General features: G+C 73.7%; 22 protein-coding genes. 12 read left to right on the top strand and 10 right to left on the bottom strand.

All coding sequences use genetic code 11. The features are described 5' to 3' along the window. Positions 1–802 precede the first annotated feature (802 nt). Genes ACZ7MY_RS42130 through ACZ7MY_RS42120 form a run of 3 tightly spaced genes read left to right on the top strand, consistent with a single transcriptional unit; the run spans position 803 to position 2365 of the window. Entirely contained in the window at positions 803–1000 is a 198-nt protein-coding gene (locus ACZ7MY_RS42130) for a hypothetical protein (protein WP_499611467.1), read from the top strand. 2 nt (positions 1001–1002) lie between these two features. After that, a complete protein-coding gene (locus ACZ7MY_RS42125) occupies positions 1003–1731 on the top strand; it encodes a molybdopterin-dependent oxidoreductase (RefSeq protein ID WP_499611464.1) in 729 nt (242 codons plus the stop codon). Then, on the top strand, positions 1673–2365 hold the full coding sequence (locus ACZ7MY_RS42120) for a cytochrome b/b6 domain-containing protein (RefSeq protein WP_499611462.1): 693 nt from the start codon (positions 1673–1675) through the stop codon (positions 2363–2365). The genes ACZ7MY_RS42125 and ACZ7MY_RS42120 overlap by 59 nt, the downstream gene beginning before the upstream one ends. 73 nt (positions 2366–2438) lie before the next feature. On the opposite strand, the gene ACZ7MY_RS42115 is transcribed toward ACZ7MY_RS42120, so the two are convergent. The 3 genes from ACZ7MY_RS42115 to ACZ7MY_RS42105 form a co-directional block, all read right to left on the bottom strand. After that, complete coding sequence (locus ACZ7MY_RS42115; RefSeq protein WP_499611476.1) at positions 2439–3011, bottom strand: CGNR zinc finger domain-containing protein; 573 nt, start codon at positions 3009–3011, stop codon at positions 2439–2441. Between the two features lie 112 nt (positions 3012–3123). After that, positions 3124–4092, bottom strand: a complete 969-nt coding sequence (locus ACZ7MY_RS42110; protein WP_499611460.1) for an SDR family NAD(P)-dependent oxidoreductase — start codon at positions 4090–4092, stop codon at positions 3124–3126. Positions 4093–4301: 209 nt separating this feature from the next. Continuing rightward, positions 4302–4775 carry a MarR family winged helix-turn-helix transcriptional regulator gene (locus ACZ7MY_RS42105; protein WP_499611458.1) on the bottom strand — a complete coding sequence of 158 codons (474 nt, stop codon included), beginning with the start codon at positions 4773–4775 and terminating at the stop codon, positions 4302–4304. Between the two features lie 174 nt (positions 4776–4949). On the opposite strand from ACZ7MY_RS42105, the gene wrbA reads away from it, so the two are divergent. From wrbA to ACZ7MY_RS42085, 4 genes are all read left to right on the top strand, one after another. After that, a complete protein-coding gene (gene wrbA, locus ACZ7MY_RS42100) occupies positions 4950–5558 on the top strand; it encodes an NAD(P)H:quinone oxidoreductase (RefSeq protein ID WP_499611455.1) in 609 nt (202 codons plus the stop codon). A 146-nt stretch (positions 5559–5704) separates the two neighbouring features. After that, the gene (locus tag ACZ7MY_RS42095; protein WP_499611453.1) at positions 5705–6355 is read left to right on the top strand and encodes a DsbA family oxidoreductase; all 651 of its coding nucleotides are present in this window, start codon (positions 5705–5707) and stop codon (positions 6353–6355) included. Positions 6356–6432: 77 nt separating this feature from the next. Continuing rightward, positions 6433–7320 (top strand): helix-turn-helix domain-containing protein, encoded by an 888-nt coding sequence (locus ACZ7MY_RS42090; protein WP_499611452.1) that lies wholly within the window; start codon positions 6433–6435, stop codon positions 7318–7320. Positions 7321–7609: 289 nt separating this feature from the next. After that, a complete protein-coding gene (locus ACZ7MY_RS42085) occupies positions 7610–7936 on the top strand; it encodes a hypothetical protein (RefSeq protein ID WP_499611450.1) in 327 nt (108 codons plus the stop codon). Positions 7937–8171: 235 nt separating this feature from the next. Here ACZ7MY_RS42085 and ACZ7MY_RS42080 read toward each other — a convergent pair whose 3' ends face one another. The 4 genes from ACZ7MY_RS42080 to ACZ7MY_RS42065 all read right to left on the bottom strand — a co-directional run bounded on the left by ACZ7MY_RS42080 (position 8172) and on the right by ACZ7MY_RS42065 (position 11239). Next, positions 8172–8885 carry an SDR family NAD(P)-dependent oxidoreductase gene (locus tag ACZ7MY_RS42080; protein WP_499611447.1) on the bottom strand — a complete coding sequence of 238 codons (714 nt, stop codon included), beginning with the start codon at positions 8883–8885 and terminating at the stop codon, positions 8172–8174. Between the two features lie 90 nt (positions 8886–8975). Further along, entirely contained in the window at positions 8976–10229 is a 1254-nt protein-coding gene (locus tag ACZ7MY_RS42075) for a YbfB/YjiJ family MFS transporter (RefSeq protein WP_499611446.1), read from the bottom strand. Positions 10230–10345: 116 nt separating this feature from the next. Continuing rightward, a complete protein-coding gene (locus tag ACZ7MY_RS42070) occupies positions 10346–10648 on the bottom strand; it encodes a muconolactone Delta-isomerase family protein (protein WP_499611444.1) in 303 nt (100 codons plus the stop codon). Positions 10649–10849: 201 nt separating this feature from the next. Then, complete coding sequence (locus ACZ7MY_RS42065; protein WP_499611443.1) at positions 10850–11239, bottom strand: YybH family protein; 390 nt, start codon at positions 11237–11239, stop codon at positions 10850–10852. Between the two features lie 169 nt (positions 11240–11408). Here ACZ7MY_RS42065 and ACZ7MY_RS42060 point away from each other — a divergent pair, with 169 nt between their 5' ends. Further along, positions 11409–12440, top strand: a complete 1032-nt coding sequence (locus ACZ7MY_RS42060) for a nitronate monooxygenase (RefSeq protein WP_499611440.1) — start codon at positions 11409–11411, stop codon at positions 12438–12440. Between the two features lie 52 nt (positions 12441–12492). On the opposite strand, the gene ACZ7MY_RS42055 is transcribed toward ACZ7MY_RS42060, so the two are convergent. After that, positions 12493–13113: an HAD-IA family hydrolase gene (locus tag ACZ7MY_RS42055; protein WP_499611438.1), complete on the bottom strand. Its 621-nt coding sequence runs from the start codon at positions 13111–13113 to the stop codon at positions 12493–12495. A gap of 312 nt (positions 13114–13425) precedes the next feature. Between ACZ7MY_RS42055 and ACZ7MY_RS42050 the strand changes: the two genes are divergently transcribed. Then, positions 13426–14484 (top strand): alpha/beta fold hydrolase, encoded by a 1059-nt coding sequence (locus tag ACZ7MY_RS42050; RefSeq protein WP_499611436.1) that lies wholly within the window; start codon positions 13426–13428, stop codon positions 14482–14484. Between the two features lie 123 nt (positions 14485–14607). Here the strand turns inward: ACZ7MY_RS42050 and ACZ7MY_RS42045 are convergent, their stop codons facing one another. Together ACZ7MY_RS42045 and ACZ7MY_RS42040 are read right to left on the bottom strand one after the other, a co-directional pair. Continuing rightward, on the bottom strand, positions 14608–16293 hold the full coding sequence (locus tag ACZ7MY_RS42045; RefSeq protein ID WP_499611434.1) for a cytochrome c biogenesis protein DipZ: 1686 nt from the start codon (positions 16291–16293) through the stop codon (positions 14608–14610). A 125-nt stretch (positions 16294–16418) separates the two neighbouring features. Then, the gene (locus ACZ7MY_RS42040) at positions 16419–16823 is read right to left on the bottom strand and encodes an Ohr subfamily peroxiredoxin (RefSeq protein WP_499611432.1); all 405 of its coding nucleotides are present in this window, start codon (positions 16821–16823) and stop codon (positions 16419–16421) included. A 215-nt stretch (positions 16824–17038) separates the two neighbouring features. Between ACZ7MY_RS42040 and ACZ7MY_RS42035 the strand changes: the two genes are divergently transcribed. From ACZ7MY_RS42035 to ACZ7MY_RS42025, 3 genes are all read left to right on the top strand, one after another. Beyond that, positions 17039–17218 carry a hypothetical protein gene (locus ACZ7MY_RS42035; RefSeq protein ID WP_499611430.1) on the top strand — a complete coding sequence of 60 codons (180 nt, stop codon included), beginning with the start codon at positions 17039–17041 and terminating at the stop codon, positions 17216–17218. Positions 17219–17614: 396 nt separating this feature from the next. Next, on the top strand, positions 17615–18631 hold the full coding sequence (locus tag ACZ7MY_RS42030; protein WP_499611427.1) for an alcohol dehydrogenase catalytic domain-containing protein: 1017 nt from the start codon (positions 17615–17617) through the stop codon (positions 18629–18631). Positions 18632–18715: 84 nt separating this feature from the next. Continuing rightward, complete coding sequence (locus tag ACZ7MY_RS42025; RefSeq protein ID WP_499611425.1) at positions 18716–19306, top strand: TetR family transcriptional regulator C-terminal domain-containing protein; 591 nt, start codon at positions 18716–18718, stop codon at positions 19304–19306. Positions 19307–19487: the final 181 nt, after the last annotated feature.

Below are 19487 nucleotides of genomic sequence, written 5' to 3'. Positions count from 1 at the left end.
GCGGCGAAGTCCCGCTGCCGGGCGGTGTCCGCCGGCGCGGCGCCGGTGGCCTGCGCCGTCAGCGGCACGGCCACCGAACCCGCGACCACCAGCGCGCCGGCCGCGGCCAGCAGGCCGGGCCGGCGCCGTTTGGCATGCCGGCGGGTGGATGTCTCTGAAGTCATGAACGATCCCAAATCTTGAACGAAGGGGGCCGATTCCCCCGGCCACACTGCGATGTGACGTGTCGCCGCCCCGTGGAAGGCTCGCGGATTCTACTCACGCCGCACCCTGCGGAACTGAGGCGCCGTCACTATCGAGCCACGCGCGCCCGGTCGGCCGTGGAATCCCGAACCGGGCGGCCGCGCGGGAAGGGCGCGGGGGTCCATCAGCCGGATTCCCGGCACCCGCCGCGACTCCCGTTCCCGCACCGGGGATCCGGCAGGGAGGGAAGGGCGCGGGCCGTGTTCGCGGACGGATCCGGCCGCTGTGTCGCAGTCGCACGGCGCCCCTGTGCGTCACCGCCCCGACGGTGGAAACTCACGGAGATCCTCTTCCTGTCCGGACGGGCGTGCACACGGGAGCCGCGGGCCCCGGCCACATGGCGCTTGCTGCGTCAAGGAGTAGATCAAGGGAGAGCTGCATCATGCAAGTAAGTGCCGGGACATAGCAGCCCCAAAGCGGGCATTCATGGTCCGGTCGCGGAGCAGAAGTCCATTCCTTGGAATGAATCACCGCCTTGACAGGTGACGTCGCCGTGTGCCAGTGTCGTCACCACTTCAATGGGTGACGAGACGGTCGCCACCGGAACGGGAGAGGCTGCGTGAGCCAGGCTGTGGAGTACGACTACGTCGTGGTGGGCGCGGGAACGGCGGGCAGCGTGCCGACCGTGCGCCTGTCCGAGGACGGCGACGCCCGCGTCCTCCTGCTGGAGACGGGCGGGTCCGAGGTGCCCGACGCGATGCCGGTGCCCCCCGCGTGGCCGCGGCTGCTGGGCACGTCGTCCGACTGGCGGGCGTGACCATGAGCGACCAGGAGAACCGGGCGGAGCGCGGGGCCCCCGTCGCACGCCGCGCCATGCTCGGCATGCTCGGCGCCGGGGTCGCGGGCGTCGCCGCGGCGCCCTGGCTGCAGCGCGGCTGGGAGAACTTCCTCGGAGCCGCCTCGCAGGCGGACCCCACGGGACTGACCGGAGTGCTGCCCAACCCGGGCGGCTTCCGCTACTACAGCGTCGTCGGCTCGGTGCCCCGCAAGGACGCGCGAAGCTACCGGCTGAGGGTCAACGGTCTCGTCGACCGGCCGCGCACGTACACCCTCGACGAGCTGCGCGCCCTCCCGCAGCGGCGGATCGTGCGCGACGTGCAGTGCACCGACGGGTGGCGGGTGGCGGACACCCCCTTCGAGGGCGTGCCGCTGTCGGACCTGCTGGACGCCGCGGGCGTCCGTCCCGACGGCAAGGCGATCCACTTCACCTGCTTCGACGGCGTGTACACCGAGAGCCTGACCCTCGAACAGGCCCGCCGCCCCGACATGCTGGTCGCCCTGAAGATGCAGGACAAGCCGGTCAGTCATGAGCACGGCGGCCCCGTCCGGCTCTACGCCGCGCCCATGTACTTCTACAAGTCGGCCAAGTGGCTGTCCGGAATCACCGTGACCGACGAGGTCGTCCCCGGGTACTGGGAGGAGTACGGCTATGACGTCGACGGCTGGCTCGACGGCGCCGACCGGCGCGGCGGCGCGCAGGCCGCCTGAGCGCGCGGCGCGCGTGCTGCGGTTCACCCCGGCCGAGCGCTGGGTGCACCGCGGCACCGGTCTGCTGATGCTGCTCTGCCTGACGACCGCGGCCTGCCTCTACCTGGGGCCGCTGGCCCAGCTCGTCGGGCGGCGCCACCTGGTCGCGACGGTCCACGAGTGGTCGGGGATCCTGCTTCCGCTGCCCCTCCTGCTCGGCCTGGCCTCCCCGGCCTTCCGCGCCGACCTGCGCAGGCTGAACCGTTTCGCCTCGTACGACCGTCGCTGGCTGCGGGCGGCGCGCAAGCGTCTGACCGCCCCGGACCTGCGGCCCGCCGGCAAGTTCAACGCCGGTCAGAAGCTCTACGCGGGCTGGCTCGCCGGGGCCGTGCTGGTCATGACGGGCACCGGGCTGCTGATGTGGTTCACCGGGCTGCTGCCCGCGGTCTCCCGCACCAGCGCGATCTTCGTGCACGACGTGCTGGCCTGGGCGATCGCCCTGGTGGTGATCGGGCACATGCGCAAGGCGTTCCAGGAGCCCGAGGCCCGGCTCGGGATGCGGACGGGCTACGTGTCCCTGGGCTGGGCGAAGCGGTGGCACGCCCACTGGCTGGAGGAGGACGGCCCGGCGGCGAAGCACTCCCGGGAGCCCTGAACCGCTCCCGCGCCCGCACGGCAGGCGGCCGGTCCCCGATCCCCGGGGCCCGGCCGCCTTGCGTGTCGCGGGGCTACGCGCCGCGCGCGCCGGACACGGCCGGCGGCTTGGCCGCCTTCTTCCGCGCGCGGTACGCCGCGGCCTTCACGCGGTTGCCGCAGGGGTCCATGGCGCACCACTCGCGGCGGCTGCCGTGCGAGCGGTCGAGGTAGATCTGCGTGCACTCCGGCCTGCTGCACTCCTTGACCAGCTCCGCGTCAGGGCCGCTGAGCAGCCGCACGGCCTCGCGGGCCAGCGACGACAACGCCTGCTGCGCCGTCGCCTCGACCCTGCGCCCCTCCTTGGTCAGCTGCGGTACGGCGGACGGCCCGCGTGCCGCCGCGTTGAGGAGCGCCAGCGCGTCGCCGTCGTAACCCCTCTTGTTCAGGGCGGAGCTGACGAGCGAGAAGACCGCCTCCCGGAGGGAGACCGCGTCCGCCACGTCGTTCGGCTGCGAGCGCACGTCGACGTCGACGAGTCCCGACTCGCGGAACCAGGCGTCCAGGCTCTCCGGCGTCGTGAGCATCTCCTGGGGGTCCGGGTTGCGGCGGCGCCTCAGGGTGCCCACGAAGTCCAGCACGGGCAGACCGCACTTGAACACATGCATCATGTCACCATTTTGACAGGTGACGAACAAGAGGGCAAGGTGCCCGCGCCGACGACTGTGCGGCTTCCCCTCCCGGGCCCGGCCCGGGGCCGGGCCCGGGAGGCGACCGGGGTCAGGAGACGACGGGGGGCGCGGCGGCGAGCAGGTCGAGGGAGAGCTGCCACAGACGCGCGGCGCTCCGCGGGTCGACGGCGTGGGCGGCCACCCCGCGACGCAGGCCCGGCCGGTGCGGAGCGGCCTCGGCGCAGTCCTCGAAGTACCGGCCGGTGACGCCCTCGACCAGCGGGGACGCCGCGAGCAGCACCGAAGTGGCGGCGCCCTGCTCGACGTTCTTCACCGAGACGCCGTCGCTCCGGCCCGGCTCGAAGGACGCGGGGGCGTTGAGGGCCGATCCGATGTGCCGGGCGAGGTTGGTCTCGGCGATCCGGCCGGGGTTGAGGGCGTTGACGCTGATGCCGTCGCCGGCCCAGCGCGCGGCCGCCTCCACCGCGAAGAGCACGTTTGCGGTCTTGGACTGGCTGTAGGCGGCCCAGGCGTCGTAGGGCCGGCGCTCGAAGTTGACGTCGTCGAAGAGGACGTCGCCGTTCACGTGGCCGACCGAGGCGACCACCACCACGCGGGCGTCACCGGCGGCCCTGAGGGCCGGGCGCAGTCCGGTGGCCAGGGCGAAGTGGCCGAGGTGGTTGGTGGCGAACTGCAGCTCCCAGCCCTCGGGGGTGCGGGTCTCGGGGGACGCCATGACGCCCGCGTTGGCGACCAGGATGTGCAGCGGTCCCTCCCACGCGGCGACGAACGCGGCGACCGACGCCCGGTCGGCCAGGTCGAGGGGGGCCGTCAGGACCCGCGGGTTCCCGGTCCCCGCGGTGATGGCGGCGGCGACCCGCTCGCCCGCCGCGGTGTCGCGTACGGCCAGGGTGACCTCGGCGCCCGCGGCGGCGAGGGCGCGTGCCGTCTCCACGCCGATGCCCGAGGAACCGCCGGTGACGACGGCCCGCCGCCCCGTGAGGTCCACACCGGCGACGACCTCCGCCGCGGTGGTCCGCGCTGCGAACGGGGTGGTGATGAGTGCCTGCTCGGTCATGCCGTCTGCCTTCCTGTGCGCCCCGTCCTGCGGAGCGGGGATGGGATGTCCGCTCTCCAGGCAAACACCGGGAAACACAGGTCAGGGGGGTGGAAGCAGGCCCCGTCCGACAGGGGTCCGGCAATACCCCCCAGGGCCGGGCCGACGGGCCCCCGGGGGCGTCGCGGCGTGGCAGGGCCGGCGATCGCCCCGGCCCGGGGCGGCCGGGATCAGGCGTGGTCGCCCTGGTCGCTCGCCACGTGCTGCAGGGCGACGGTCAGCGCGGCGAGGTCCTGGCCGCCGAAGTGGTCCACCAAGTGGCGCCGCACGCTGGCGAGATGCGTCGGCCAGGCCTGCTCCAGACGCTCGAACCCGGCGTCCGTGAGCACGGCGTTCCAACCACGGCCGTCCTCGGCGCACTTCACGCGCTCCACCCAGCCGTGCTTCTCGAGCCGGATGACGACGCGGGTCATCCCGCTGAGGGAGAGGCTGCAGGCGGCGGCGAGTTCACTCATCCGCATCGCGCGGTCCGGGGTCTCCGACAGGTACATCAGCGGCGAGTACTCGGAGAGCGGCAGCCCTGCCCCCTCGACCATGTCGGCGTCGACGGCGCGGGGGAGTTCCATGAGCACCCGGCCCACCGCGCGCACGAACGCCTCCTCGCTCGCGCTGAGGGGCTGCAACCGCTGCTTCGTGGACGCCATTACTCCACTGTAGCTGCTTGACCGGTCAATGAGCCTCCCTGTCCGCCACTCGGGTGCGGGCACATGCCTTTGACAGTTGTCGACCGGTCGTCTAGCTTCAAATAGGCGACCGGTCAGTTAGTACCGGTTCGATCATCCCCCCATGGCAACACAACGAAAGAAACGGAGTGCCCTGTGGCCACCCCCGTCAAGCTCGCCATCGTCTACTACTCGTCGACCGGCACCATCACCGAGATCGCGAAGGAACTCCACGACGCCGCCGTCAAGGCCGGCGCCGAGGTGCGCCTGGTCAAGACGGCCGAGCTGGCCCCCCAGACCGCCATCGACACCAACCCGGCCTGGGCGGCCCACCACGCGGCGACCGCACACCTCCCGCTCGCCACGCCCGAGGACGTCGAGTGGGCCGACGCCGTCATCTTCGGCACCCCCACCCGCTTCGGCAACGTCTCGGCGCAGCTCAAGCAGTTCATCGACACGCTCGGCGGCCTGTGGGCCGAGGGCAGGCTGATCGACAAGGTCTTCAGCGGCTTCGTCTCGAGCGCCACCGCGCACGCCGGCCAGGAGGCCACGCTGCTGTCCCTCTACACCTCGATCCACCACTTCGGCGGGATCACGGTCACCCCGGGCTTCACCCAGCCGTCCAAGTTCGTCGACGGCAACCCCTACGGCACCTCCCACGTGGACGGCCAGGGCAACAACCCCGTGGACGAGGTCACCCGCACCGCGGCCCGCGTCCAGGCCGAGCGGGTCGTCCGGGTCGCCGCGCAGCTCAAGGCCGCCTGACCCGTACCGGCACCCCACCGGCAGCGGCGCCGCGCGGCCCCACCACCCCGACACCGGAGCCGCGCGGCCCCACCACCCCGACACCGGAGCCGCGCGGCGCCGCCCCCACACCCCCACCGAACCCACGAACAGGGAGATGCCCCACCATGCGCGTCGAGATCTGGACCGACACCGCCTGCCCCTGGTGCTACGTCGGCAAGGCACGCTTCGAGCGGGCCCTCGCCGGCTTCCGGCACCGGGACGGCGTCGAGGTGCTGCACCGGTCGTTCGAGCTCAACCCGGACGCCCGCAACGGCTCGACGCCGATCATCGACGCCGTCGCCGCGCAGTACGGGCGCACCCGCGAGCAGCAGGTCGCGCGCGAGGAGCAGGCGGCCTCCGAGGCCCGCAAGGAAGGCCTGGGCTTCCGGATCGGCGGCCGCGTGTACGGCAACACCTTCGACGTCCACCGCCTGGCGCACCTGGCCAAGGCGCGCGGCGTCCAGCAGGAGTTCCTGGACCTCGCCTTCCGCGCGAACTTCGCGGAGGAGCGCTCCGTCTACGACCGGGAGACCCAGCTGGACCTGGCCGCCGAGGCGGGACTGGACCGGGCGGAGGCGGACTCCGCCCTGGCCGACCCCGGCGCCTACGCCGCGGAGGTACGGGCCGACGAGCGGATGGCCACGGAACTGGGCGCCGGCGGCGTGCCCTTCTTCGTACTGGACCGGAAGTACGGCGTGACCGGGCTGCAGCCCGCCGAAATGTTCACCCGCGCCCTGGAGCAGGCCTGGGAGGACCACACCACGGCCCGGCCCTGACTCCTGGTCGCGGGGGGGGTCCGGCAGTACCCGTCTGCGGCCCCCGACCGCGCGGCGGGCGTCGTAGCGTGGAGGAGATGGACGCGCACATGACCGGGACCGGGACCGACGGCCGGAACACCGCACTGGGTGACTTCCTGCGCTCGCGCCGCGCGAGGATCTCCCCCGAGCAGGCAGGCCTGGCCCCCACGCCGACCGCCCGCCGCGTGCCCGGACTGCGCCGTGAGGAGATCGCCGGGCTGGCCGGCGTCAGCGTGGACTACTACGTACGCCTGGAACGCGGGCACCACGTCAACGTCTCCGGCACGGTCCTCGACGCCATCGCCCGCGCCCTGCGGCTGACCGACGACGAGCGGGAGCACCTGTTCGCCCTGGCCAGGCCGGCCCGCCCGGAGTCCCGTCCGCAGCCGCCGCAGCGCGTGCGCCCCGCCGTGCACCACCTGCTGGAGACGATGGCCGACGTCCCCGCGGTGGTCGTGGGGCGGCGCACCGACGTCCTGGCCTCCAACCGCCTCGCCCGCGCGCTCTACACCGACTTCGAGGCGCTCCCCCAGCGGGAGCGGAACATGGCCCGCTACATCTTCACGGACGAGGGCGCCCGCACCCTCTACGACGACTGGGAGGGCGTGGCGCGCACGTCCGTCGCCGCGCTCCGCCTCTACGCGGGCAAGCACCCCCACGACCCCCGGCTCGCCGAACTCGTCGGCGAACTCTCCGCACGGGACCAGGACTTCCGGGCGTGGTGGGACGACCACGACATCGAGCGCCGCACCTACGGGGTCAAGCACTTCCACCATCCGGTGGTCGGCGAACTCACCCTGCGGTACGAGGCCCTGGCCGTCACCGGCGATCCCGACCAGATCCTCGGCGTCTACACCGCGGATCCCGCGACCGCCTCCGAGCGCGCCCTGCGCAGGCTCGCCGAGTGGGCCGCGGACACCGGCCCCACCGTCCGGGCCGTCTGACGGTTGACGTCGGCAGCATGCCACCGCCCGGCCCACCGACGAGCACGTCCCCCGCACGTCGAGGGGACCCGGGCGCTTCCTTGGGTCCCCGGCCGGATTGTGTACGTCGCATCGAGTGGACGATCATGAGCCCGATGAACACGGACCACTGGGCGGTGCTCGCGGACTCGGAGCGGGAGCAATGGGGGTGTGTTCCCGGTCAGTCGGTCGGGCCGCTGAGCTTCGGAGTCGGTCGACGTACAGCGGTGGAGATCATGGCGGGGCCGAGTCCCACGAGCATCGACCGGCCGTGAAGTCCTACTTCGTCGAGGGCGTGGGCTTGACCTGCGTGCTCGTCGACGGGCTGCGCGGTCCCCAGGTCACTTGCGACGGAGTCCGCCTGATCGGCCGTGTGCCGTCGGAGCTGGACGCGGAGATGGACGCGCGCGCCGAGGAACGTGGCCTGGGCATCACCTACAGCCTCTCGGGCGACCTGTCCTGGCCCGGCTTCGACTTCGACCGAGGCGGGCAGCGCGCCGGCGGTACGGTCGTGAGCTGGGCATCGTTCTTCAACACGGCAGGGATCGCGGGCACCTCCTGGGACATCACTCCCGCGGAGGTCTGGCATCACCAGTAGGCCGCGGGGATGAAGGTGCCGGCGGCTCGGCGCCCACGCCCCGTCGGGCACCACGTGCTCAACCATGTCCGTGCCGGGAGGACGAGCCGTCGCCCAGCGGTACACCGAACGAGCGGTCTCCGAGCTCCGGCGGGAGCCGCTGCGGCTGACGCCGCACACACGGCACGACGGCGGCCCCGGACGCCTTTGTCCGGGGCCGCCGTCGCGGGCCCGCTGCGCTCTCCGGCCGCGCCGGTCAGCGGCCGGCGGTCTGCCCACCGTCCACGGGGAGGGTCACACCCGTCACGAACGGGGCGTTCTCCAGGTAGAGGACCGCCTCAACGATGTCCTCGACCTCGCCCATGCGCCCGACCGGGTGCAGCGCGGCCAGCCACTCGTGGTTCTCCACCGCGTGCATCGGGGTCTTGATCGTGCCCAGCGCCACCGCGTTCGCGCGGATCCCCTGCGTCGCGTACTCGGTCGCCAGCGCACGGGTCGCCGCCTGCAGGCCGCCCTTCGTGAGCGAGGCCAGCACGGACGTGATCTTCGCGTCCGCCTGGTCGCCGAGGCTGCTGGAGATCTGGACCACGTGGCCGCCGCCCTGCTGCAGCATGCGCTCCACCGCCAGCTGCGTGATGCGGAAGAAGCCGTCCACGTTGATGCCGAGAACGGCGCGGTACTCCTCCTCGGTGTACTCGGTGAACGGCTTGGCCACGAAGACGCCCGCGTTGTTGACCAGCGTGTCGACCCGGCCGAAGCGCTCCACCGCCGTCGCGATGACCCGCTCGGCGGTCTCCCACTCGGCGATGTCCCCGCGGACGGTCACCACTCCCGGGTCCGTCGATTCACCGATGTTCCGCGAGGTGGCGACGACGGCGTAGCCGAGCTTGCGGTAGCCCTCCACCACTCCGGCGCCGATGCCCTGGGAGGCACCCGTGACGACCGCGACCTTCTGACCCTGAACGCTCATGGTGTTCCTTCTCGTGGGGGATGTCCTACGGGCCCGGCGCACTAGACGACCGGTCACCTTCATTAAAGGTAGACGACCGGTCGAGAACTGTCAAAGACCCTGCGCGGAAGCGACGCCGTCGGGGGACGCACCCCGGACGCCCGGCGGGTCCATGCGGTGCGGGAAGCCGATGCGCAGCGCGAAGGCGGCCGCGGCGGCGGCCAGGACGACGAGTGCCGCCAGGACCAGCGCCTGCCGGTAGCCGTGGCGCAGCAGGGGCTCGACGGCCAGCGGGCCGAGGATCTGGCCCACCGAGTACCCGGCGGTCAGCAGCGCGACCGCGCGCGGGAACCGCAGATGGGTCCCGGCGGCCAGGGCCACCGTGCTCACGCCGATGAAGGTGGCGCCGAAGAGGAACGCCGAGACCAGCGCCGCGGCCGGCCCGCCGACCACGGCCGGCAGCGCGATCCCCGCGGCCTGCACGACCAGCGCCGCGAGCAGCACGTCCGGGCGGGTCCAGCGCCGTCCCAGCCATGCCCACAGCGCGGCGGAGGGGACGGCCGCCACTCCGGCCAGCACCCAGGCCCCGGTGCCGAGCCGGCCGGGCGAGCCCTGGTCGATCGCGGCGACCAGGAAGGTGCCGGCGATGATGTAGCCGACGCCCTCCAGGGTGTAGGAGACGAACAGGGCGCCGAACCAGCGGTGCGTGCGCGGCGCCCCGGCACTCCCCCGGGCACCGGGGGCCGGCGCGGGCACCGCGGCCGGCGCGGAGTCCGTACGCATCGTCCACGCCGGGACCGAGAGCAGCGCGGCGAGGGCGGCGGAGGCCCACCACGCGGCCCGCCAGTCGGCGAAGCCGCGCAGCAGGAGGACGAGCAGTCCGGACAGCGCGATCCCGGCGCCGACCCCGCCGAAGCCCCAGCCCGGCAGGTGGGCGGGGTGCTCGCGGAGCCGCCCGAGGAGGGCACTGACCGCGATCACGAACACCGTCGCGCTCACCGCGCCCGCGACCAGGCGGAGCAGCAGCCACACCGCCGTCGTGTGCGTGAGCGGCATGGCCGCGAGGCTCACGACCAGCAGCAGCAGCGAACCGCGCAGCACGGCGGCGGAACGCGTCAGCCGGGGCAGGAAGGTCCCGGCGAGCGCGCCGACGAGGTAACCGACGTAGTTGGCGGTCGCCAGGTGCGCGCCGGCGCCGGCCGTCAGGCGCGCCTGGGCGTGCATCAGGGGCAGGATCGGGGTGTAGACGAAGCGGCCGACCCCCATGGCCGCCGCCAGCGCCGCCGCGGCCCGGACCACGTGGCCCCAGGGCGAGCCGGACGGGCCGCCGGGTGCGGCGGCCGGACGCTGGATCGTTTCGCTCATGACATCTTCCTCGACGGGCGGGTACCGGGGCCGGAACGGACCACGGCCCCTCGTCGCGACCGTGTCGGGGCGACGGGGAGCCGTGTGGAGGTGCCGGGGCGGCGGAGCGGGCGCTGTCAGGCGTCGCCGTCCGGCCTCCCCGGGTCGTTGGGGTGCGACTGCAGGGCGGTGACGACCGCGGACATCCACGGCCACAGCGGCAGGGTGCCGAGCACCGTCCCGTACAGCCCGGCCTCGTCGTCGGCACGCCACAGCCCGATGCTGCGCAGCTCGCCCACCGGGCGCCACAGCCGGACCAGGTGCCCGGTGGCGGCCAGTTCCCGGGCCCTGACGGCCTCGGCCGCACGACGCCGGTCGACCTCGGCCGGGTCGGTGCCCTCGGGAACGGTGGTGGTGAGCTCGACCAGGAACTCCTTCACGGTGTTGCCTCTCCTAGAACCTGGAAAACAGCCGGTGGCTTCTTCGGGCGGGCGGGCAGCCGGGGCCGGTGGCACACCGCCGGCCCTCCGCACCCCCACCCTGCGCCCGCGGGCCGGGGCGGCGCCACGACCGGTTCCCTCCCTGCTGGGAGGCGCAACCTCGCAACGGGCCCCGCCCGGTGGGCGGGTGGACCCGCGGACTCAGTGGTCCGTGACGATGCGCGAGACGTGGTACGCGCGGATCAGCCAGTCGCCGCCCTCGCGCCGCAGGACCAGCGAGAGGTGCACGGGGGCCGTCCAGCCCTCCGCGCCCCGGAAGACGACGTCGGCGAAGCCCCCGGCCACCTGGTCGCCGATGCGGTAGCCCTGGATCTTCCCCACGTCCGCCCAGCGGTCCTCCGTCACCGCCCGGTAGTAGGCGCGCACCGCTTCCCGGCCGGCCGTGGTCTCGGGGCCGAAGCCCTGGAACAGGGCGTCGGAGGTGAACAACTCGGCCATCTCGTCCGGCCGGTGACCGTCGAAGGCGGCCTTCCAGCGGGACACCACCTCGTGCATCGGGTCGTTCGTCGTGTCCGTCGGGTCAGCGCTCATGTCGGTTCTCCTCTGGGTTCAACGGTGGAAGGGGCGGCGGCCGTCCGCGAGCGGGAGGGCGACCGGGCCGGGGAGTGCCATGATAGTCGACCGGTCTATTAAATATGGTCGTGCGGTCGTACAGTGATACCCACATACGTCGCCGCCCCGCGGGAGGAACACTCACACCATGGTCTCGCCACTGGTCGCCCTCGGGGTGGACACCCCCGTCCTCGCCGCGCCGATGGCCGGCGGCCCCACCACGCCCGCGCTGGTCGGCGCGGCCGCCCGGGCCGGCGGCCTGGGCTTCGTGCCCGGCGGGTACCGCACCGCCGCGGCGCTGGCGGAGCAGATCGCCGCGGTCCGGTCCGAAGGGGTGGTCTTCGGCGTCAACCTCTTCGCGCCCAACCCCGTCCCGGTCGACCCCGACGCCTTCCGGCGCTACGCCCGGGCCATCGCGCCCGACACCGGGAGGCACGGCATCGACGCACTGGCCGCGGAACCCCTCGAGGACGACGACCAGTGGGCGGACAAGGTCGCGCTGCTGCTCTCCGACCCGGTACCGGTGGTGAGCTTCACCTTCGGCATCCCGGAGTCCCCGGTCGTCGCCGCGCTGCGCTCCGCCGGGAGCCTGGTCGTCCAGACGGTCACCTCGGCCGCGGAGGCCCGGGCCGCCGCGGAGGCGGGCGCGGACGCGCTCGCCGTGCAGGCCTCCGCGGCGGGCGGGCACTCCGGCACGCTCACCCCACAGCGCATCCCGGCGGCCGTGCCGCTGGAGCAACTGCTCGGCGAGGTGCGCGCGGCGGTACCCCTGCCGCTCGTCGCCGCCGGCGGCCTGGCCACGCCGGCCGCCGTGGCCGGGGCGCTGCGCGCCGGGGCCGACGCGGCCATGGTCGGCACCGTCCTCATGCGCGCCGACGAGGCCGGCACCTCCGCGCCGCACCGGGCGGCACTGGCCGACCCGGCACGCACCGGGACGGTGGTCACCAGGGCGTTCACCGGACGCCCCGCGAGGGCGCTGCGCAACGAGTTCACCGACCGCCACACCGACGTGGCGCCGGCCGGCTACCCGGCCCTGCACCACCTGACCGGCCCGATGCGCAAGGCGGCCACCGCCGCGGGCGACCAGGAGCGGATCCACCTGTGGGCCGGCACGGGCTACCGTCAGGCCACCGAGGAGCCGGCCGAGCGGATCCTGCGCCGGCTGGCGTCCGGAATCTGATCCCGTACCCCCATGGGCGGGCCGCCCACGGCGGCCCGCCTCCCGGTCCCCGTCAGCCCAGGGGAACGCCGAGCAGGACCTCCAGTTGCGCGATCGTCTGCGCGGGGTCCTTGGCGTGGACGCCCGCGAGTCCCAACTCGGCCGCGGGCGCGAGGTACTGCTCGGTGTCGTCCACGAACACGCAGGCCTCGGCGGGCAGTCCGAGCTTGCCCAGCGCCAGTTCGAAGATGGCGGGCTCGGGCTTGCGCATCCCGTGGTGCTCGGAGATGACCACCGCGTCGTACGAACCCTCCAGGTCGTAGCCCTCGTAGAGGTCCCACGGCGCGAAGCCGACGGAGTTGGAGAGGATCCCCACGCGCACCCCGGCGCGCCGGGCGGCGGCCGCCGCGTCGATCAGGGCCGTCTCCGGCCTGAGGTCGGCGAAGATCCGGCCCATCAGGTTGCCGGGGGCCACACCGAGGCTGCGGGCGGCCGCGGCGTTCCACTCCTCCTGGGTGATCGCGCCGCGCTCGAGGTCGTGGGTGCGGCGGACGCCTTCCTCGTCGAGGTAGAGCGCGGTGATGCAGGCGCCCTCCGCCAGTCCCTCGCGCCGCTCGAAGGCGAGCACGGCGGGCAGCAGGGGCGTGGTGAGGACACCGCCGAAGTCGAGGATCAGGCCGGTGCGGTGGGACATGACGGAACTCCAGCGATAGCGACGAGGACGCGTGCCACCGCGATGCGGACGCGGCAGCCGCGTGGTGGGCGTCCGCCGGCGACGGTGCCGCACGGTGCCCGGGGGAGGCCGGCCGGGCGCGGCGGCCGGACGGGCGGCACGCGCGGGGCGACGACCGGACGCCATCCTGCCACCCCCCTCCACGCACCGGCCTGCCACCCCTCCCCCGAACCGGACACCACACCTGCCATTCGTCACCACCTTGACCGGTGACGCAGTCGCGTGCAAGGGTTGCCGACGGGAGAACCCCAGGAAAGTGAAAGAAGGTTGGGAATGATCGACAGGCGGAGCTTCGGCAAGGTTTTCGGTGCGGGCGCGGCCGCGGCGTCACTCGCGGGACTCACGGGCCTCACGTCACAGCCGGCTTCGGCGGCGACGACGCACGGGCCTGCGCCGAGCACCGGCGGACCGGCCCCCCTTCGCGGGACGCACGCCTCCCTCGGCACCCTCAAGCAGGTCGACGCGGGAGTCCTGAACATCGGTTACGCCGAGTCCGGCCCCGCCGACGGCCCCGCGGTGGTGCTCCTGCACGGCTGGCCGTACGACATCCACAGCTACGTCGACGTCGCGCCCCTGCTGGCGGCCGAGGGGTACCGCGTCATCGTCCCCCACCTGCGCGGCCACGGCACGACGCGCTTCCGGTCGCCCCGGGCGTTCCGCAACGCCCAGCAGTCGGTGGTCGCGCTCGACGTCATCGCCCTCATGGACGCCCTGCGGATCGAGAAGGCCGTCCTCGCCGGGTACGACTGGGGCTCGCGGACCGCCGACATCATCGCCGCGGTCTGGCCCGAGCGCTGCAAGGCCCTGGTCTCCGTGACGGGTTACCTCATCACCAACCGCGAGGCCAACGAGCAGCCGCTGCCGCCGAAGGCGGAGTGGGCGTGGTGGTACCAGTACTACTTCGCCACGGAGCGCGGCCGGCTCGGCCTGCAGGAGAACCGGCACGACCTCGCCCGCCTGGTCTGGGAGTTCAACTCCCCCACGTGGGAGTTCGACGACGCCACGTTCCGCCGCACCGCCGCGTCCTTCGAGAACCCGGACTACGTCGCCATCGTGCTCCACAACTACCGCTGGCGCCTCGGCCTCGCGAAGGGCGATCCGCGCTACGACCGCCTGGAGGCCCGGCTCGCCGCGGGCCCGATGATCGGCGTGCCCACCATCACCCTCGACGGCGAGGCCGATCCGTTCACCCCCGCGGGGGACGGAGCCGCCTACCGCGCCAAGTTCTCGGGACCGTACGCCCACCGGACGCTGAAGGGCACAGGCCACAACGTGCCCCAGGAGGCCCCGGAGGCCTTCGCGACGGCAGTGGTCGACGTGGACTCCTTCTAGCCCCGGGGGCCGGTTCGGGGCGGATCGGGGGTACGGCACCTGTGGTGCCGTACCCCCGATCCGCCTCGTTGCGTTGTACGTACCTCGCCGAGCCGTCCGGGCACAGTGCGGACGGGGGCGGGGTCAGCCGAAGGTGAACGAGTAGGCGCTGAGCCCGGGCGAGAGCCTGAGCTCCAGGACGCCCTGGCGGGACGACCCCCCGCTCACCACACGGCGGATGCCCGGGGCGCCGGATACGGAGAAGGTGCTCGTCCGCCCGTCCAGGGTCGCCGTGACGGTTCCGGTGCCGCCGACGTCGAGGTAGACGTCGCGGGCGAAGAAGTCGAGCGCGATCCCGGCGTCCCGCCCGCTGGTGACCGCCTCCTCGCCGGCCCTCCACGTCCCGGTCAGGGCGGCCTGGCCGGGAAGGAGCGCCTGCGGACGGGCGAACTCACCGCTCCCCGTCCTCACGGGCCCGTTCACCACGGCGGCGCTGCGGCCCGCCCCCAGCGGGATCTCGGGGGTCTGCCTCCGGTCGGTCGGGGTGCCGTCGGGCACGTCCGTGGGGGGCGGCAGCGCGGCGCCGGGACGGGCGTCGGCGAGCAGCCGCCGGATCAGCGACTCGGTGCCGCCGTAACCGCCCTCGCCGACGGCGACGTGCCTGACCCTCCCGCGGGCGTCGATCAGGTACTGCGTGGGCCAAGCCTGGTTGCCGAAGTTCTCCCAGGTCTCGTACGCGTTGTCCAGGGCCACCGGGTACTCCACGCCGAGCCGCCGCGCACCCGCCGCGACGTTGCCGGGGTCGCGCTCGAAGGCGTACTCGGGGGTGTGCACGCCGATCACCACGAGGCCGTCGGAGCGGTAGTTCTCGTACCAGGCGTCGACGTGCTCGATGGCGCGCTGGCAGTTGATGCAGGAGTAGGCCCAGAAGTCGACGAGGACGACCTTGCCGGCCAGCGCCCCCTTTGTGAGCGGCGCGTCCCGCGGAGTGTTGAGCCACTGCTGGATCCCCGATATCTCCGGTGCCGCACCGCAGTCCAGGAGGACGGCCGCGGGTTCCGCCGCGCAGGAGGCCAGGTCCCGTGAACCGGAGGAACCGTGCCCGCCGGGGAGCCCGGGGCCGGCGATCGCGTCGTTGACGCGGGAGGTGTAGTCGGGGACGGCACGCTGCACGATGTCGGTGAGGTTGAAGGTCAGGCCGAAGGCGAGCACGACGAAGGTCAGTCCGGCGGCGAACCGCACCCCGCGCTGCCGCTCGCGGAACGCGCGCACCCGTTCGCCCACCCGCCGGCCGGCCAGCGCGAAGAAGAGCAGCGGCACCGCCGTGCCGACCGCGAAGGCGAAGGCGAGCACGACCGTCCCCGGGCCGATCCGGTGGGTGGCGCCGGCGACGGCGATCGCGGCCAGCACGGGACCCGCGCAGGGCACGTACACCGTCCCGAGCACGAGTCCCAGGAGGAAACCACCGCGCCCGCCCCCGACGCGCCGCTGCCCGATCCTCGCGAACGGGCGCTCCAGCAGGTCCTGCACGGCCGGGAACATCATGGCCAGGCCGAGCAGGAGCAGCACCCCGAGGCCCGCCCACCGCAGGATGTCCGGCGGCACCGGCAGGGCGCCGAGCACGAGGGTGCCGAACAGCGTGATGAGACTGAAGCTGACGACCAGTCCGGCCATCACGGCGTACGGCCGGCTCCGGCGCGCGGGTTCCGCTCCCTGCCGGGAGGCCGGGACCCCGCCCGAGAGGAAGACCAGGGGCAGGACGGGGAGCACGCACGGGGAGACGGCGGTGACGAAGCCGCCGACCAGCCCGATGAGCAGCAGCGTGAGCAAGAGGACCTCCGGGCGGGGCGGTCGGGGACGACCTACCCCTGGGGAACGGCGCGTGCCGGGACCCGGGGGCCCTGGCACACGTGGACGAACGGTGCCGCCGCGCCGGGCGGCGGCGGGCGACGGCCTCAGGCGGCGGTGGCCCCGACGGTCGCCGGGATGGCGAGCGCCGTGGAGCGGGGGCGGATCCGGTGGGCGCCCGCGCCGAGTTCACCGGCGGTCTCGAGGCGGAGCACGGCGCTCAGGCCGTACTCCCCCTGCCCGTGCCGGTGGTGGCGGGCGACCCCGGCGACGACGGCCACGTCCCGCGCGCGCACCGTGCGCCGTGCGGCCGTGATCCCCACCGCGCCGAGGACGCGGGAAACCCGGTCGGCGGCGAGCAGTCGCCCGGGGTTGGTCGCCCGGCCCTTGCCGCCGGGCGGCTCCGGCACGACGAGGGTGAGGTCGAGGGGCCTGTCGGCGGACGCCGCGCTGTCTTCGCTGCGACCCGCTCCGGTGGCGGTGACGATCGCGGTGCGGTTCGTCTCGGTCACATCGGTCCCTCTCTCTCGCGTCATCCCTGCTGATCCCGGACCGGTCATGACCCGTCGGATGGTGGCGACCCTGACAGAGCCATCGTCACCTGTCAAACAGGTGACATACACCTCGAACCCCTCCACCAGTGAGACGAATCACCTCCTTGACAGGTGACACCAGAGGGGACATCGTCGAGGAGAACGAAAACCCTGCCCGCGGAGGAGACGACGCGATGCCGCCCACGCAACAGAAGACCCCCGACGCCGCCGCGGCGGCGCGCAAGGCCCGCTTCGGCAAGCTGCCGGAACGCGTCCGGCCGGAGCAGATGGTCCAGGAGAGCCAGGTCACGGCACCCGACCCGGCCAGGAACGTCTACGCCGCCGACGAGTGGCTCGTCCGCTACTGCCTGTGAGACCGGCCGGCCGCCGCACACCGGCCGGAGACGGAGGTTCCCCATGCGCATCCCCAAGCCGCTCCTGGCGGCGTCCCTGATGGTGCTCGCGGCTGCCGTGAGCGTCGCCTGTTTCGCGCAGGTCGTCTGAGCATCCACCCCGACCCGCCACACCACGCCGGCCCGCCCCGACCATCGTCGGGGCGGGCCGGCGCCGTCACGTCCGGAACCCCGCCGGAGCTCACGGACGGCGGCGCTTGACGCATTCGAGACGACCGGTCATATTGGTTTTCCGACGCAGGCCGCCCCTCGCTCCGGCGCGAGGTGCGCGGCCTGCGTCGCGGCCGGGCGCCGCCGTTGCCGTGGCGCACCGACCCGGCCGCCCCCACCCCCACCGGTCGACCCGTCAGGAGAAACATGTCCACGTACCGCGCATTCGAGGTCACAGGCGCCCGCACCTTCGAGCTCGTCACCCGCGAGGTCGTCGCCCCGCCCGCCGGGCACGTCCGGCTGAGGGTGGAGAGCTGCGGTGTCTGCCACACCGACGCGCTCGCCGTGGAGGGCCTGCGGGCCGACCCCGCGCAGCCGGTCGTCCCCGGTCACGAGGTCGTCGGCGTCATCGACGCCGTCGGCGAGGGCGTGACCACCTGGAGCGTCGGCGACCGGGTCGGCGTGGGCTTCCTGGGCGGCCACTGCGGCGAGTGCACGCCCTGCCGTCGCGGCGACTTCGTCAACTGCACCGACCAGTCGCAGGTCGGCACCACCACCGACGGCGGTTACGCCGAGGTGCTGATCGCCCGCGGCAGCGGCCTGGTCCGGGTGCCCGACGAACTCTCCCCCGCCCTCGCCGCCCCGCTGCTCTGCGCCGGCCTCACCATGTTCAGCGCCCTGCGCCGGCTGGACGTCCGCCCCGGCGGGCTCGTGGCGGTCCAGGGCATCGGCGGCCTCGGCCACCTGGGCCTGCAGTACGCCGCCCGGCTCGGCTACCGCGTCGCGGCCGTCGCCCGCGGCCAGGAGAAGGAGCGGCTCGCCCTCGAACTCGGCGCGAGCCACTACATCGACAGCTCGGCGTCGGACCCCGGGGAGGAGCTCCGCAAGCTGGGCGGCGCGGACGCCGTCGTCGCCACGGCGACGAGCGGCACGTCGATGACCCCGCTGGTCCCCGGGCTCGCCCCGCGCGGGCACATGGTCGTGGTCGGCGCCTCCATGGAACCGATCTCCGTGACCACGCCCGACCTGATCTTCGGTTCGCGCGCCATCAGCGGCGTCCTGACCGGCTCCGCGATCGACAACGAGGACAACCTCGACTTCAGCTCGCGCGCCGGCATCCGCCCGATGATCGAGACGATGCCGCTGTCGCGCGCGCCCGAGGCGTACGCGCGCATGATGTCCGGCGAGGCCCGCTTCCGGGTCGTACTGGACGCCGCCGCCTGACCCGGAGGGCCGCGTGCCCTGCCGGGTGTATGTTTGACAGCTCGGAGACGACCGGCCATATTGCGGTGCGGAAGAGGTGGTGTCATGGCCCGGCAGAGCATGCGCGAGGCGATCGTCGACGCGGCGGTCGCGCAGTTCCACGCGAAGGGGTACAACGCCGCGGGCGTGAAGGACATCACGGACGCGGCCGGAGTGCCGAAGGGGTCGTTCTACAACCACTTCGACAGCAAGGAGTCGCTGGCCCTCGTCGCGCTCGACCGCTACGGCGCGGGCCGCCGGTTGCACGAGCTGACGGAACCCGGCACCCCTCCGCTGGCCCGGCTGCGCGCGCACTTCGAGCTCCTGCGCGACGAGACCGTCGACGCGGGCTTCACCCGGGGCTGCATGTTCGGCAACTTCGGCACCGAGATCGCCGACCACAGCGAGACGCTCCGCGAGGGCGTCCGCGTGTCGCTCGGCCACTGGGCGTCGTTGATCTCCGGCACGCTCGCCGAAGCACAGCGCGCCGGCGACCTGCGGGCGGACCTCGACGTCGAGCGGACGGCCCGGTTCGCGCTGAACGCCTGGGAGGGCACGCTGATCGCCGCCCGCTCCGGCCGGTCGGGCGGGGCCTTCGAGGACTTCTTCGCCATGGTCTTCGGGACACTGCTCGCACCCCCGGCGGCCGCGTCCTGACGCGTGACGACGGGACGGTGCCGCGCGCCCCACGGCGCCCGGCACCGTCCCGTCCGCGTCCCCGGCCGTCCGCGACCCGCGGGGCGCCGGCCGTGCGGGCCCAAGTGGGGCCGCCCCGAACCTGGTTGGTGCGCGGGGACGGTCGCGGCGTCCGCGCCGCGGGCCACAACCCCCCGATTGG

Source organism: Streptomyces sp. NPDC111520, from assembly GCF_055635295.1.
The sequence above is the reverse complement of the archived record's forward strand: the minus strand, read 5'-3'. Positions and strand labels throughout refer to the sequence as shown.

What these genes read in the sequence shown, in the direction of transcription:
- ACZ7MY_RS42125 (WP_499611464.1), top strand. Translation starts at nt 1,003, where the DNA reads ATGAGCGACCAGGAGAACCGGGCGGAGCGCGGGGCCCCCGTCGCACGC.
- ACZ7MY_RS42120 (WP_499611462.1), top strand. Translation starts at nt 1,673, where the DNA reads ATGACGTCGACGGCTGGCTCGACGGCGCCGACCGGCGCGGCGGCGCGC.
- ACZ7MY_RS42115 (WP_499611476.1), bottom strand. Translation starts at nt 3,011, where the DNA reads ATGCATGTGTTCAAGTGCGGTCTGCCCGTGCTGGACTTCGTGGGCACC.
- ACZ7MY_RS42110 (WP_499611460.1), bottom strand. Translation starts at nt 4,092, where the DNA reads ATGACCGAGCAGGCACTCATCACCACCCCGTTCGCAGCGCGGACCACC.
- ACZ7MY_RS42105 (WP_499611458.1), bottom strand. Translation starts at nt 4,775, where the DNA reads ATGGCGTCCACGAAGCAGCGGTTGCAGCCCCTCAGCGCGAGCGAGGAG.
- ACZ7MY_RS42095 (WP_499611453.1), top strand. Translation starts at nt 5,705, where the DNA reads ATGCGCGTCGAGATCTGGACCGACACCGCCTGCCCCTGGTGCTACGTC.
- ACZ7MY_RS42090 (WP_499611452.1), top strand. Translation starts at nt 6,433, where the DNA reads ATGGACGCGCACATGACCGGGACCGGGACCGACGGCCGGAACACCGCA.
- ACZ7MY_RS42080 (WP_499611447.1), bottom strand. Translation starts at nt 8,885, where the DNA reads ATGAGCGTTCAGGGTCAGAAGGTCGCGGTCGTCACGGGTGCCTCCCAG.
- ACZ7MY_RS42075 (WP_499611446.1), bottom strand. Translation starts at nt 10,229, where the DNA reads ATGAGCGAAACGATCCAGCGTCCGGCCGCCGCACCCGGCGGCCCGTCC.
- ACZ7MY_RS42065 (WP_499611443.1), bottom strand. Translation starts at nt 11,239, where the DNA reads ATGAGCGCTGACCCGACGGACACGACGAACGACCCGATGCACGAGGTG.
- ACZ7MY_RS42060 (WP_499611440.1), top strand. Translation starts at nt 11,409, where the DNA reads ATGGTCTCGCCACTGGTCGCCCTCGGGGTGGACACCCCCGTCCTCGCC.
- ACZ7MY_RS42055 (WP_499611438.1), bottom strand. Translation starts at nt 13,113, where the DNA reads ATGTCCCACCGCACCGGCCTGATCCTCGACTTCGGCGGTGTCCTCACC.
- ACZ7MY_RS42050 (WP_499611436.1), top strand. Translation starts at nt 13,426, where the DNA reads ATGATCGACAGGCGGAGCTTCGGCAAGGTTTTCGGTGCGGGCGCGGCC.
- ACZ7MY_RS42035 (WP_499611430.1), top strand. Translation starts at nt 17,039, where the DNA reads ATGCCGCCCACGCAACAGAAGACCCCCGACGCCGCCGCGGCGGCGCGC.
- ACZ7MY_RS42030 (WP_499611427.1), top strand. Translation starts at nt 17,615, where the DNA reads ATGTCCACGTACCGCGCATTCGAGGTCACAGGCGCCCGCACCTTCGAG.
- ACZ7MY_RS42025 (WP_499611425.1), top strand. Translation starts at nt 18,716, where the DNA reads ATGGCCCGGCAGAGCATGCGCGAGGCGATCGTCGACGCGGCGGTCGCG.